This is a genomic window from Allobosea sp. CER48 (assembly GCF_044752385.1).
Classification (GTDB): Bacteria; Pseudomonadota; Alphaproteobacteria; order Rhizobiales; family Beijerinckiaceae; genus Allobosea.
Genome location: NZ_JBIWYK010000032.1, coordinates 1 through 13773, shown reverse-complemented (window position 1 = coordinate 13773; position 13773 = coordinate 1). Strand labels below are relative to the sequence as shown.

General features: G+C 67.9%; 12 protein-coding genes. 9 read left to right on the top strand and 3 right to left on the bottom strand.

All coding sequences use genetic code 11. The features are described from left to right. Positions 1-28 precede the first annotated feature (28 nt). Together ACIPIA_RS02725 and ACIPIA_RS02720 are read left to right on the top strand one after the other, a co-directional pair. Positions 29-2134 carry a TRAP transporter permease gene (locus tag ACIPIA_RS02725; protein ID WP_400506429.1) on the top strand — a complete coding sequence of 702 codons (2106 nt, stop codon included), beginning with the start codon at positions 29-31 and terminating at the stop codon, positions 2132-2134. Then, a complete protein-coding gene (locus ACIPIA_RS02720; RefSeq protein WP_400506427.1) occupies positions 2131-2496 on the top strand; it encodes a DUF1850 domain-containing protein in 366 nt (121 codons plus the stop codon). The genes ACIPIA_RS02725 and ACIPIA_RS02720 overlap by 4 nt, the downstream gene beginning before the upstream one ends. 28 nt (positions 2497-2524) lie before the next feature. Here ACIPIA_RS02720 and ACIPIA_RS02715 read toward each other — a convergent pair whose 3' ends face one another. Then, positions 2525-2764: a hypothetical protein gene (locus tag ACIPIA_RS02715; RefSeq protein WP_400506425.1), complete on the bottom strand. Its 240-nt coding sequence runs from the start codon at positions 2762-2764 to the stop codon at positions 2525-2527. 135 nt (positions 2765-2899) lie between these two features. Here ACIPIA_RS02715 and ACIPIA_RS02710 point away from each other — a divergent pair, with 135 nt between their 5' ends. Genes ACIPIA_RS02710 through ACIPIA_RS02690 form a run of 5 tightly spaced genes read left to right on the top strand, consistent with a single transcriptional unit; the run spans position 2900 to position 7363 of the window. After that, positions 2900-4489, top strand: a complete 1590-nt coding sequence (locus tag ACIPIA_RS02710; RefSeq protein ID WP_400506423.1) for a gamma-glutamyltransferase family protein — start codon at positions 2900-2902, stop codon at positions 4487-4489. A 3-nt stretch (positions 4490-4492) separates the two neighbouring features. Beyond that, on the top strand, positions 4493-5689 hold the full coding sequence (locus ACIPIA_RS02705; protein ID WP_400506421.1) for an amidase: 1197 nt from the start codon (positions 4493-4495) through the stop codon (positions 5687-5689). Between the two features lie 12 nt (positions 5690-5701). After that, a complete protein-coding gene (gene nthA, locus ACIPIA_RS02700) occupies positions 5702-6328 on the top strand; it encodes a nitrile hydratase subunit alpha (RefSeq protein WP_400506419.1) in 627 nt (208 codons plus the stop codon). Next, a complete protein-coding gene (gene nthB / locus ACIPIA_RS02695) occupies positions 6325-6984 on the top strand; it encodes a nitrile hydratase subunit beta (RefSeq protein WP_400506417.1) in 660 nt (219 codons plus the stop codon). The genes nthA and nthB overlap by 4 nt, the downstream gene beginning before the upstream one ends. Continuing rightward, positions 6971-7363, top strand: coding sequence for a nitrile hydratase accessory protein (locus ACIPIA_RS02690; RefSeq protein ID WP_400506415.1), 393 nt, complete (start codon positions 6971-6973; stop codon positions 7361-7363). Before nthB ends, ACIPIA_RS02690 begins: the two co-directional genes overlap by 14 nt. Before the next feature lie 3 nt (positions 7364-7366). Here the strand turns inward: ACIPIA_RS02690 and ACIPIA_RS02685 are convergent, their stop codons facing one another. Beyond that, complete coding sequence (locus ACIPIA_RS02685) at positions 7367-8389, bottom strand: nickel/cobalt transporter (RefSeq protein ID WP_400506413.1); 1023 nt, start codon at positions 8387-8389, stop codon at positions 7367-7369. Continuing rightward, on the bottom strand, positions 8380-9024 hold the full coding sequence (locus ACIPIA_RS02680) for a DUF1007 family protein (protein ID WP_400506411.1): 645 nt from the start codon (positions 9022-9024) through the stop codon (positions 8380-8382). The genes ACIPIA_RS02685 and ACIPIA_RS02680 overlap by 10 nt, the downstream gene beginning before the upstream one ends. A gap of 314 nt (positions 9025-9338) precedes the next feature. Between ACIPIA_RS02680 and ACIPIA_RS02675 the strand changes: the two genes are divergently transcribed. Continuing rightward, a complete protein-coding gene (locus tag ACIPIA_RS02675; protein WP_400506409.1) occupies positions 9339-12881 on the top strand; it encodes an indolepyruvate ferredoxin oxidoreductase family protein in 3543 nt (1180 codons plus the stop codon). A 164-nt stretch (positions 12882-13045) separates the two neighbouring features. Beyond that, positions 13046-13720: a Crp/Fnr family transcriptional regulator gene (locus tag ACIPIA_RS02670; RefSeq protein WP_400506407.1), complete on the top strand. Its 675-nt coding sequence runs from the start codon at positions 13046-13048 to the stop codon at positions 13718-13720. The last annotated feature ends 53 nt before the right edge of the window (positions 13721-13773 follow it).

Genomic DNA, 13773 nt, shown 5'->3' with positions numbered 1-13773 from the left:
GACCCAGCAGACAGACCAGTTGGAAGCCCTGTCGGGCGCCACCGCGGTTCCGATCGAGCATCCCGATCTGGACAATTTCGAGCACGGCTTCCCGCCCGGCTTCGGCCCCGGCGGCTGGGGTCTCCTCGCTTATGGTCTCGCGCTCGCCTTCGCCAGCTTCCAGATCGCGATCTCCGCCTGGAACTTCCTGCCGAGCCAGGCGGCGCGCGGGGTCCATGTCGGTTTCCTGCTGCTGCTCTCCTTCGGCCTCGTCGCCAATTTCCGGGCGAAGGACACGCCCGGCCGGCTTCTGGGCTGGGCGCTCGGCATCGTCGGCTTCGGCATCGGCCTTTATCAATGGATCTTCTATGCCGACCTGATCCTGCGCGACGGCGATCCCTCGACTCTCGATCTCGTCGTCGGCACGCTGCTGATCGTCCTGATCTTCGAGGCCGCGCGTCGGCTGATGGGCAATGCCTTGCCGATCATGTGCGGCGTCTGCCTGCTCTACTGGTTCTTCGGCCAGTATCTGCCGGCACCGTTCAACCATCGCGGCTACGGCTTCGACCAGATCATCGGCCATCTCTCCTTCGGAACGGAGGGCTTCTACGGCACGCCGATCTACGTCTCCGCGACCTATATCTTCCTCTTCATCGTCTTCGGTTCCTTCCTGGAGAAGGCCGGGATGATCCATCTCTTCAACGACGTCTCGCTCGGCATCTTCGGCGGCGCGCGCGGCGGCCCGGCCAAGGTCGCCGTCGTGTCGTCCGGCATGATGGGCATGATCTCCGGCTCCGGTGTCGCCAACGTCGTCACCGTCGGCCAGTTCACCATTCCGCTGATGATCAAGTTCGGATACCGGCGCGCCTTCGCCGCCGGCGTCGAGGCCACCGCCTCGATGGGCGGCCAGATCATGCCGCCGGTGATGGGCGCCGTCGCCTTCATCATGGCCGAGACGCTGGGCGTTCCCTATGCCGAGATCGTCAAGGCGGCTGCGATCCCGGCCGTGCTCTACTTCGCCTCGGCGTTCTGGATGGTGCATCTGGAGGCCGGCAAATACGGTCTCAGGGGCATCGAGCGCTCGCTGCTGCCGAGCCCGCTCAAGGCCCTGCGCGAGCGCTGGTATCTGGCCCTGCCCCTCGCCGTGCTGATCTTCATGCTGTTCCACGGCTTCACGCCGCTCTTCGCCGGCACGATGGGGCTGGCATTGACGGTCGGATTGCTGCTCGGCGCCGGCATCACCGCCGGTTTCAGCACGCAGACATTGCGCATCATCTTCTGGGTTGGCCTCGGGCTGATCGCCGCCGCGCTCTTCCGCGACGGCATGGATATCCGGATCGTCGCCGTGCTGATCGTGGCGCTGATCCTCGCAAATGCCTTCACGCTGGGCGGACGCACGACGCTGGCGATCAGCCGCGACGCGCTCGCCGACAGCGCCAAGACGGCCCTGCCCGTCGGCATCGCCTGCGCGATCGTCGGCACGATCATCGGGTTGATGACGCAGACCGGCATCGGCACGACCTTCGGCGCCTGGATCATCGGGCTCGGCCAGCACAGCCTGTTCCTGGCACTGATCCTGACGATGATCCTCTCGATCCTGCTCGGCACGGGCATCCCGACGATCCCGACCTACATCATCGTGGCGGCGCTGGCGGCCCCGGCGCTGGAGAAGCTCGGCGTGCCGCTGATCGTCAGCCACATGTTCGCCTTCTACTACGGCATCATGGCCGATCTCTCGCCGCCGGTGGCGCTGGCGGCGCTCGCCGCCGCCCCGATCGCCAAGGAGAATCCCGACAAGATCGGCTGGGAGGCGATGCGGGTCGCACTCGCCGGCTACGTCATCCCGTTCATCGCCGTCTATTCGCCGGCGCTGATGCTGCAGCCGGGCGATCCGATGGCGAACCTCATCGGATTCTGGCCGGCCGTGGCCTACGCGACCTTCAAGGCGACGATCGCCATAGGCCTCTTCGGCATGGTCGCCATCGGCTACCTGTTCGGCCGCCTCACCGTCATCGAACGGATCCTGTGCTTCGGCGCCGCTGTGCTGCTCTTCGGCGAGTTCGCCTATAGCGATCCGCTCGGCTACGCGCTCTCTGGCGCGATCGTATTCAGGCACTGGCTGGCGGCGCGCAGGGCCGAGACCGCGGTGGCATGAGCCTGTGCCTCACGGCCGGCGCGCTCGTCGTCGCCCTCGGCCGCGGCGAGATCACGCTGGGCTGGCGCCATTCGGTGCAGAAGACGCTGTGGGAAGAGGTCTGGCGCGAGACGCCCGCGGGACTGGAAATCGTCGAGGCTCGGGTCGAAGGCTCCGGCGCCGGCATGGATCCGCCCGACGGCGCGAAGCTCGTCGATGGCTTCTGGCGCTGGCGCCCCGCCCTGCCGCCGCTCAAGGAGGTGGTGATGCGCCGCTCGGGCGCGACCGCCGACTGGCGCGTCTGCAGCGCCGGCCGGTGCCGGCCGATGAGCGACGACCTCCCGGCCGAAGCCGACCCGGTCACGCTCAAGGTCTGTGATTGAGGCGTTCGCCTCCGGCAGCCGCGCAGGCTCAGTCGACGTCGGTCAGATGCTCGATCTTGAGCATGCGGCGCATCAGGTTGAGCAGACCATAGGCCGCGAAGACCGAGAAGATCGCCATCATGATATATTCGAAGATGGTGCCGAGCTCGAACAGGCCGGCCAGCGCCCAGCCAGCCGCCAGCGCCACGCCGAAGAGCTCGACGGCGATCAGGATCCCGAACGAGGAGACCATGATCAGGTTGCGCCAGTTCATATGCCGTCCGGCCATGCTGTCCTTCCTTCGCGCGCAGGCTGCCTCACGCAGTCATGCGCCCCACGCACCTAGCGGAGCTTGCTGCCCCATGCAACAAATTCGCGCCCGTCGCCCCCAGATGGGCATGATTCCGGAGCCTGAAAAGCCCTGATGCTGGATACGCCTGTCTTCGCCTCCGCCGCCGTGGCAGCCCCCCATCGCCTTGCCTCCGAAGCCGGACGCGCCATTCTCGCCGAAGGCGGCAACGCCATCGAAGCCATGGTCGCGATGGCCGCAACGATCGCCGTCGTCTATCCGCATATGAATGCGATCGGCGGCGACGGCTTCTGGCTGGTGCATGAGCCCGGCGGCCGCCTGCACGGCATCGAGGCCTGCGGCCCGGCGGGCTCCCTCGCGACGATCGAGCGCTATCGCGGCAAGGGCTACGACCTGATTCCGTCGCGCGGTCCGGAGTCCGCGCTCACCGTCGCCGGTGCCATCGGCGGCTGGCAGCTGGCACTCGAACTCTCGCGCTCGCTCGGCGGGCGCATGCCGCTGCGCGAATTGCTGACCGACGCGATCAGCCACTGCCGCGAGGGCTATGCCATCTCGGCGTCCGAGCTCGGCAACAGGCCGAACGAGCTTGACGCGCTGAAGGCCGCCCCGGGTTTCCTCTCCAGCTTCTGGATCGACGGCGCCCCGCCCAAGCCTGGTGCCCGCCGCAAGCCGGAGACGCTCGGCGCGGCCCTGCAGCAGCTCGCCGATGCCGGGCTCGACGATTTCTATCGCGGTGATGTCGGGCGCGAGATTGCCGCCGACCTCGAACGCATCGGCTCGCCCGTCACCCGCGCCGATCTCGCGCGCTATCAGGCGCGATCGGTTGCGCCCTTGTCGCTGAAGCTGCCCGGCCTCACCGTATCGAATCTCCCGCCGCCGACGCAGGGACTGGCCTCGCTGATGATGCTCGGCATCTTCGAGCGGCTCGGCGAGAGCAGGCTCGACAGCTTCGAGCATCATCACGGCCTCATCGAAGCGACGAAGCGCGCTTTCGCCATCCGCGACCGCTACGTGACCGACCCCGCCCATCTCGACCATCCGCCGGCCGAGCTGCTGCTCGAAGCCGTACTGGCCCGCGAGGCCGCCGCAATCGACATGAGGCGCGCCGCGAAGCTGCCGCTGCGCAATGGCGACGGCGACACGATCTGGATGGGCGCGATCGACGGCAAGGGGCTCGCCGTTTCATATATCCAGTCGATCTACTGGGAATATGGGTCCGGCTGCGTGCTGCCCGCCACGGGCATCCACTGGCAGAACCGCGGCGTCTCCTTCTCGCTCGACAAGGATGCCGCCAACCCGCTGGCGCCCGGCCGCAAGCCGTTCCACACGCTCAATCCAGCCTTCGCGCGCTTCGAGGACGGACGTATCCTGCCCTATGGCTCGATGGGCGGCGACGGCCAGCCGCAATTCCAGGCGCAGATCCTGACGCGATACCGGGCCGGCCAGAACCTTGCGACGGCGGTCGATGCGCCGCGCTGGCTCTTCGGCAAGACCTGGGGAGCAGGCTCGAGCAGCCTCAAGTTCGAGAGCCGCTTCGACCCGTCGCTGCTGGAGCGCCTCGATGCCGCCGGCCACCCGGTCGAGGAGAGCGGACTCGCCTATTCCGAGGGTTTCGGCCATGCCGGCATGCTGGTGAAGCACGACAGGGGCCATGTCGAGGCGGTGCATGACCCGCGCTCCGACGGCGATGCCAGGGGGATCTGACCTATGACCTTCGACGATCCGTTCCGCTGCTTCGTGCCCTATCCCGATGCGCCGGTGAAACATTCCGTCGCGGGCCCGCTTGCCGGGCTGACGCTGGCGGTGAAGGACCTCTTCGACGTCAAGGGCTACCCGACCGGCGCGGGCTCGCCGCTGGTGCTGGCGCAGTCCGGCATCAAGACCAAGACCGCGCCGATCGTGAAGGATCTGCTCAAGGCCGGTGCCCGCTTTGTCGGCAAGACCCATACCGACGAGCTCGCCTTCTCGCTCAACGGCCAGAACGCTCATTTCGGCTCGCCGATCAATCCGGCCGCGCCGGAGCGCATCACCGGCGGCTCCTCCTGCGGCTCGATGGCGGCGGTGGCCGGGCGCCTCGCCGACGTCGCTCTCGGCTCCGACACCGGCGGCTCGGTGCGTGCGCCCGCGAGCTATGGCGGCCTCTTCGGCATCCGTCCGACCCATGGCCGGCTTTCGCTGAAGCGAGTCTGGCCGCTGGCCGAGAGCCTCGATACCCCCGGCTGGTTCGCCCGGGATGGCGAGGTGTTCTCGCGCGTCGCGAATGTGCTCTTCGGTGTCGACCGGGCGGAATTGCCGGAAACCCCGCGCATGCTCATCGCCGACGACATGTTCGCCCAGGCCGTGCCGGAGGCGGAGACCATCCTGCGCAATGTCGTGCAGCGTACGATCCCGACGCTTGGCCAGCCGGAAGGCGTCAAGCTCGTGCGCGATATCGACGCGCTCTACTGGGCGTTCCGCTGGATCCAGGGCCGCGAGGCCTGGCTCTCCGATGGCCCGATGATCGAGCGCTTCGCTCCTCCGCTCGGCCCCGGCGTGAAGGAACGCTTCCTCTTCTCCAAGGCGGTGACCGACGCCGAGCATGCCCGCGGCGAAGCCACCCGCAAGACCTTCCGCACCCGGCTCGCCCGGCTTCTCGGACGCGACGGCGTGCTGGTCCTGCCGACCATGCCAGACATCGCGCCGCTGATCGCCGCGAAGGAATCGGAGCTGGAGGATTTCCGCAACCGTGCCCTGCGGCTGCTCTGTCTTGCCGGCCTCTCCGGCTTCCCGCAGGTTACCATTCCGGTCGCCCAGCGCGAGGGGGCGCCGCTCGGCCTGTCGCTGATCGGGCCGAAGGGCGCGGATCGCTCGCTCGTCGCCTTTGCGGTGCGCTACGAGCGCGCCGCCCGCATCCGGATCGCCTGAGAGGAGGTTGCCATGAGCGGACACCACCACGACCACGATCATCATCACGACAACCACTTCACCGCCATCGAGGCACGGGTGAAGGCGCTGGAAACGCTGATGGTCGAGAAGGGCTATGTCGATCCGGCCGCGCTCGACGCGATCATCGACACCTACGAAACCAGGATCGGCCCGCGCGACGGCGCCCGCATCGTCGCAAAAGCCTGGACCGACCCAGCCTTCGCCGAGCGCCTGAAGGCGGACGGCACGGCGGCCGCGGCCGAGCTAGGCTATGGCGGGCGCGGCGGCGAGCACATCGTTGCCTGCTTCAACACGCCCGAGCAGCACAACCTCATCGTCTGCACGCTCTGTTCCTGCTACCCGTGGCCGGTGCTGGGGCTGCCCCCGGTCTGGTACAAATCCCCGCCCTATCGCGCCAAGGCCGTGATCGACCCCCGCGGCACCCTCGCCGATTTCGGCGTGACACTGCCGGAGGGCCAGCGCATCCGCGTCTGGGATTCGACGGCCGAAACCCGCTTCATCGTCATCCCGATGCGCCCGGCCGGCACCGAAGGCTGGAGCGAGGAGAAGCTCGCGAGCATCGTCTCGCGCAACTCCATGATCGGCACCGGCCTGCCTTCGATGGAGGACGCCGCATGAACAGCGCCCATGATCTCGGCGGCCAGATGGCCTTCGGGCCGGTCGTTCCGGAGTCGAACGAGCCGGTCTTCCATGGCGACTGGGAGAAGCGCGTGCTGGCGATCAATGTCGCGGCCGGCGCCATGGGCGCCTGGACCATCGACGAGATCCGCCATGCCCGCGAGAGCCTGCCGCCAGCACAGTACCTCTCCTCGACCTATTACGAGATCTGGCTCGCCGCGCTCGACAAGGTCCTGGTCCAGCACGGCTTCCTGAGCGCCGACGAACTCGCCAGCGGCAAGCCGGCGCCAGAGCGCCGCGAGCCCAGGCGAGTGCTCAAGGGCGCGGAGGTCGCAGGCGTCCTGCGCCGCGGGTTCCCCTATGAGCGAGAGGCCAAGGCGCCGGCCCGCTTCGCGCTCGGCGACCGGGTCAGTACCGTCGTCATGCACCCGCAGCATCATACCCGCCTGCCGCGCTATGCCCGCGGCAAGACCGGCGTGGTCGAGCGCATCGTCGGCTGCCATGTCTTCCCGGATACAGGCTCGCAGGGCCAGCCCGAGACGGCGCAGTGGCTCTACACCGTCGTCTTCGCCGGGCCCGAGCTCTGGGGCCGCGATGCCGACCCGACCTCCACCGTCAGCATCGAGGCCTGGGAGAGCTATCTTGAGCCGGCCTGAGACCGATCTGGCGGCAGCGTTGGCCGCCGACACGCCGATCCCGCGCGATGCCGGGGGCCCGATCTTCGCCGAGCCCTGGCAGGCGCAGGCCTTCGCGCTGGTCGTCGAGCTCCAGAACAGGGGCGTCTTCACCGCGGATGAATGGGCGCAGGCGCTTGGCACCGAGATCCGCGAGGCGCTCGCGGCCGGGGGCTGCAAGGACGGCTCGGACTACTACGAGCGCTGGTGCGAGGCGCTGGAGCACCTGCTGATCGCGAAGGGGCTCACCTCCCACGATGGCGTCGACGCGCTCGCCGCCTCCTGGGCCCGAGCCGCCGAAGCGACGCCGCATGGCAAGCCGATCCTGCTCGAGAACGACCCGCAGCGGGTTGCGGGCTGAGCCTCAGCTGCCCATCCCGCCGATCCAGAGGCCTGTGAACAGCGCCGCACCAAGCACGGCGACGAAGGCGGCGGCGAGGAGTTCGAGCCCGGCGATCAGCCGGGCCGAGCGCAGGCTGCCGCCGCCGGCGAGCTTCAGAGCCGCAAACTTGAAGAAGACCGCGAAGGCCGCGAGCACCCCCGTGGTGATTGCCGTGCCCAGTGCCATGGCGAAGGTCGCGGCGATACCGGCCCAGAAGAGCCCTTGAGAAGCGGCGAAGACGAGGATGATCAGCGCTCCCGCACAGGGGCGCGAGCCGGCCGCCAGCACGACGCCGGCCATGTCGCGCCAGCCGGCGAGCCGAGAGACCTGATCGGCGTCGGGCATGTGGACATGGTCGCAGGCTGCGGGATCGTGCGCGGCGCCTGCCTCGAGCGCGATCAGCGCTCCCGACTTCCGCCAGAGCATGAGCAGGCCGACCAGCGCCACCAGCAGGAAGCTGCCCTGCTCGATCACAGTGGTCGCGGCATTCATCTGCATTGCGGTCACGCGCAGCAGCAGTGTCGCCACCATCACGATCGCGATGGCGACCGCGGCTTGCAGGAAGGCAGCTGCAAAGCTTAAGGCCAGCCCGCGCTTCAGGCTGCGGTTGTCCGCAACGATATAGCCGGAGATCACCGCCTTGCCGTGTCCCGGCCCGGCAGCGTGGAAGACACCGTAACCGAAGGAGAGGCCGAGCAGCCCCCACAGCGCAGCGGGCGCCGTGGCGATCGCCTTCAGGGCCGCCGTCAATTCGCGATAGAAGCTCGACTGCCAGGCGATCAGGACAGCGCCGAAGCCGGTCGTGGACGGCAGCGCCTCGCGCGGCAGCGCCGTGCCGAAAGGATTGCGCGGCGGTGGCGGAGGCGGTGGGCCGACGCTCGCGATCAGCACGGCCAGCAACGCGACGGCCCCGCCGACCAGAAGCAGCGCCATCGCGCAGGCGATGACCCGCCGCGGCAATACCGCGCCGCCCGGACGCGCCGCTTCCGTCGGCGTCACGGACATGCGACCAGGGCCCGCGTCGTCACCTCGAGCCCGCTGACATCCGGCGTCGCGGTGATGTCGGCCTCGGCCAGGCGCTTCTGCGTAGCGTCGTCGAGCTTGGGCGGCCGGTTGACCCGCACGACGCAACCCTGTGGCGCCCCCTTGGTTACAACCGCGTCAGGCTGATCGACGATGGTGAAGGCGACGAAGTAGGTGGGGTCGCCGATCTCGATTCCGAAGGAGCGCGCTTTCGCAGGCGTCTTCAGCGGAAGCGTGAAGGTCAGTGTCAGCACCTTGTTGTCGAAGGACATGACCTGCTCGCCCGGCGTGCCGAACTCCTGCTTGCGGCCGTTGAGCTTGGCCGCGGTGAAGAACTCGACGTCGGGCAGCGATTCGACGTTGATCTTGGCGAGTTCCGCCAGTTCGTCGGAACTCAGCTTGCCGTCGCCGTTCTTGTCGAGCCCCTGAGTGATGTAGGCGGAATAGGCCTCGTCGAAGCTCCATTGATGCCGGATCGCCTGCACCGACCCGTCGGAAGCGAAGACGACCTCGGCCTTCGCGTTGACGAAGACATGCGGATGCGCCGCGGCCGGCGCCGCGGCAAGGACAGCCAGCACAAGCCCCGACAGGGCTGTCAGATAGGCGCGGCGCGTCACGGGCGAACATCCTCCTCGGTCCCGGCAGGCTGGGTGGATCATGGTTAACCGATCGTCAACGGCGATGACGCGCGTGCGACGATCGCAACAGCCTTCTCCGCCAAACCCGGCCAAATCGCGGCGCCTCTCCGGATGACGCGTCGGCCATTCCCGCAAACCCTCTGGACCGGGCCCCGAAAACTGGAATGATACCAGATCAATTGACCGCCTCCGGGCGATATGTCAGCTTTACTGACATATTTGCCGCGGAGACGGCGAAGCATGAGGCCGGGACCACCGGCCCATCGGCGGGAACGACGATCCGGGAGGCCATCATGGCCGAGACACCGCGGAAATCCGGCACCGAGGCAGGCGCGCTGCGTAGCGTCGCCCTCGACGACAAATACGATCTCGACAAGCGCGAGGTCTTCCTCACCGGCACACAAGCCGTCGCCCGCATGCTGCTGATGCAGCGCGAGCGCGACCGGCAGGCCGGGCTCGACACCGCCGGCTTCGTCTCCGGCTATCGCGGCTCCCCGCTCGGCGGGCTCGACCAGCAATTCATGCGGGCCGCGAAGTCCCTCAGGGCCGCCAACATCGTCTTCCAACCAGGCCTTAACGAGGACCTCGCCGCGACCGCGATCTGGGGCACGCAGCAGGCTGGCCTGAGCGGCGAAGGCAAGCACGACGGCGTCTTTGCGCTCTGGTACGGGAAGGGGCCGGGCGTCGACCGCTCCGGTGACGTCTTCCGCCACGGCAACATGGCCGGCACCGATCCCAAAGGCGGCGTCATCTGCCTGATGGGCGACGATCACACCGCGGAATCGTCGACCAACGCGCACCAGACCGAATTCGTGCTGGTCGACCGGATGATGCCGATCCTGAATCCTGCCGGCGTGCAGGAGATCATCGATTACGGCCTGCACGGCATCGCGCTCTCGCGCTTCGCCTCGGTCTGGGTCGGCATCAAATGCGTGAAGGACAATATCGAGTCGACAGCGTCGATCGACGGCTCGCTGGACCGCGTCACGATCGTCACGCCCACCGACTACGTCCCGCCGCCGGGCGGCCTTGCCATCCGGCGCGAGCTCGATTTCGTCGAGCAGGAACGCCGGATGCATCTCTACAAGCGCGATGCGATGCTGGCCTATCTGCGCGCCAACAAGTTGAACCGCATCGTCACCCGCGGCGGCAAGAAGCCGCGCATCGGCATCGCCACCGTCGGCAAATCCTATCTCGACGTGCAGCAGGCACTGGCCGATCTCGGCATCGACGAGCTCCGCGCCAACGACCTCGGCATCCGCCTGTTCAAGCTCGCCTGCCCCTGGCCGATCGACCCCGCCGAGCTGAAGGCCTTCGCCAAGGGCCTCGACCTGATCATGGTCGTCGAGGAGAAGCGCTCGCTGATCGAGGTCCAGGTCCGCGAGGAGCTTTATGGCGCCAAGCACCAACCCATGGTGATCGGCAAGAAGGACGAGAAGGGCGACTGGCTCTTCCCGGTCCATGGCGCGCTCGATCCCAACGACATCGCGATCGCACTGGGCTCGCGCCTCCTCCAATATCGGGACGATCCTGACCTGCGCACCAGGCTGGAGGAGATCGCCGCGGCGCAGGGCCGCCTTGCCGAAGCTCAGGAGATAGCCAGGCGCACGCCCTATTTCTGTTCGGGCTGCCCGCATAATTCCTCGACCGTCGTGCCGGAGGGCTCGCGCGCCTATGCCGGAATCGGCTGCCACTACATGGTGCAGTGGATGGACCGCGACACGGCCGGCTTCACCCAGATGGGCGGCGAGGGCGCCAACTGGGTCGGCGAAGCGCCGTTCTCGAAGCGCGGCCATGTCTTCCAGAATCTTGGTGACGGCACCTATACCCATTCCGGCTCGCTCGCGATCCGCTGGGCCGTCGCGAGCGGCGTCACCATCACCTACAAGCTGCTCTACAACGACGCCGTCGCGATGACCGGTGGCCAGCAGGCCGAGGGCCATCTCTCGCCCGACCAGATGGCGCGGCAGGTCGCCGCCGAGGGCGTGCAGCGCATCGCCGTCGTCAGCGACGATCCCGGCAAATACCTGCCTGGCACGCAATGGCCGGCCGGCACCACGCTGCACCACCGTGACGAACTCGACGCCGTCCAGCGCGAACTGGCCGGGAGCTCCGGCGTCTCGCTCCTGCTCTACGACCAGACCTGCGCCACCGAGAAACGCCGCCGGCGCAAGCGCGGCGCCTATCCCGACCCGGACAAGCGCGTCATCGTCAACGAGCTGGTCTGCGAGGGCTGCGGCGATTGCGGCACGCAGTCCAACTGCGTCTCGGTTCAGCCGCTGGAAACCGAGTTCGGTCGCAAGCGCCAGATCGACCAGTCGAACTGCAACAAGGACTTTTCCTGCGTGAAGGGCTTCTGCCCGTCATTCGTCACCATCCATGGCGCCAGGCCGAAGAAGGCCGACCCGCTCCGGCTCGATGCCTCGGTGCTCGGCGAGAGCGAACTGCCCGAGCCGATCGTACCGGCGCTCGACCGCGGCTTCGCGGTGATCGTCACCGGCGTCGGAGGCACCGGCGTGGTCACCATCGGCGCGATCCTCGGCATGGCCGCGCATCTCGAAGGCAAGGGCTGCGGCATGATCGACATGGCCGGCCTCGCCCAGAAGGGCGGCGCGGTCTTCAGCCATGTCAAGCTCGCGCCGCGCCCGGAAGACATACACGCGATCCGCGTCACCGCCGGCCAGGCCGATCTCATCCTCGGCTGCGACCTCACCGTCACCGGCTCGAAGAAGGTGCTCGGCGCGATCCGCCCCGCGCGCGGCACCGTCATCGTCAACACTGCCGAGAGCCTGCCAGGCGATTTCACCCGCGATGCCGATTTTTCGCTGCCGACCGAGCGACTGAAGCGCGCGATCCTCTCGGCCGCCGGCCGCGAGCAGACGCATTTCATCGACGCGACCGCGGCTGCCGTCGCCTTCCTCGGCAATGCCATCGCGGCCAACATGTTCATGCTCGGCCATGCCTGGCAGCTCGGCGCCGTGCCGCTCTCGCGAGACGCGTTGCTGCGGGCGATCGAGCTCAACGGCGAGGCCATCGCCATGAACCGGCAGGCCTTCGAGCTCGGCCGCCGCGCCGCGCATGATCCCGATGGCCTGGCCGGGCTGCTTTCGCAGAGCAAGGCGGCAACGCCGGCCAGACGGCTGTCGCAGACGCTCGAGGAGACCATCGAGCGCCGCGTCGCTTTTCTCACGGCCTATCAGAATGCGGCCTACGCGGCGCGATACCGCCATCTCGTCTCCCGCGTGCAGACTCGGGAATCGGCGGTGACGCCAGGTCGGACCGCACTGAGCGAGGCTGTCGCCCGCAACCTGTTCAAGCTGATGGCCTATAAGGACGAATACGAGGTCGCCCGCCTCTACAGCGACGGTGCCTTCCGAGCCCAGGTCGCGGCGACGTTCGAGGCCGCCGGCAGCGAGGGCCGGAAGCTGCGCTACGAATTCCATCTCGCACCACCGCTGTTGGCACGGCGCGATCCGGACACCGGCCTGCCCCGCAAGATGAGCTTCGGCCCGTGGATGATGGGGGCGTTCTCCGTGCTGGCGAAGTTCAAGGGTCTGCGCGGCACAGCTCTCGACCCCTTCGGCCGCACGGCGGAGCGTCGCGCCGAGCGCCGCCTGATCGTCGACTACGAGGCCCTGCTGAACGAGCTGCTGACGCGGCTCTCGCCGGAGAACCATGGGCTCTGCGTCGCGCTCGCCGCCATGCCCGAGAAGATCCGCGGCTTCGGCCATGTGAAGGAGCGGCACCTCAAGGCGGCAAAGGCCGAGGAGGCCGTGCTGCTGTCACAGCTGCGTGACGGTGGCGCCGATGTTGTCTTGCCGCAGGCCGCGGAATAGCCGGCAGAGCTTCGTGCCGTCATGCCCGGGCTTGACCCGGGCACCTCGCGACGGGAAGGCTCGGCTCTTTCTGAAGGAGATTCTCGGGTCTAAGCTCCGCCGCGCCCGAGAATGACGCCAAGCCACCCGAAACCTGCCCAACGCAACTCCGGATAACCGCCACCTTGATCACGCCCGAGGAACTGCGCGCCATCGCCTCCTGGTCCCGCGACCTGTCGGAGGACGAATTCGAGGAGGCGCGGCGCGGCATTTCCTTCAAAAGCTACGGCAAGGGCGCCTCGATCTGCCATGTCGGTGATCGGCTGGAATCCTGGACCGGCGTGGCCGAGGGGTTGGTCAAGATGGCCACGACCTCGAAATCCGGCAAATCCGCGACGCTCGCCGGCTTGCGGGCCGGGGCCTGGTTCGGCGAAGGCACTGTCATCAAGGCCGAGGCGCGCCGCTATGAGCTGGTGGCACTGCGCGAGTCGCGGATAGCCCTGATGCGCCGGTCGACCTTCCTCTGGCTGTTCGAGCATTCCGCGGCCTTCAACCGCTTCCTCGTCCATCAGTTCAACGAGCGGCTGGCCCAGTTCATCTCGCTGGCCGAAACCGAGCGCACGCTGGATTCCACCGGCCGCCTCGCCCGCAACCTCGCCTGGCTGTTCAACCCGATCCTCTATCCCGATCTCGGCCGCACGCTGGCGGTCTCGCAGGAGGAACTGGGCATGCTGGCCGGCATCTCCCGCCAGATGGCCAATCAAGGGCTGGCAAAGCTCGCCGATCTCGGCCTGATCGAGCTTGGGCATGGCAGCATCACCATACGCGACCTCGACAGGCTTTCCCGCTACGAAGGGTGAAGGCCGCATCAAGGCACAAAGCGGCATCTCGCGCGTTGCCTTCCTCGAACAGC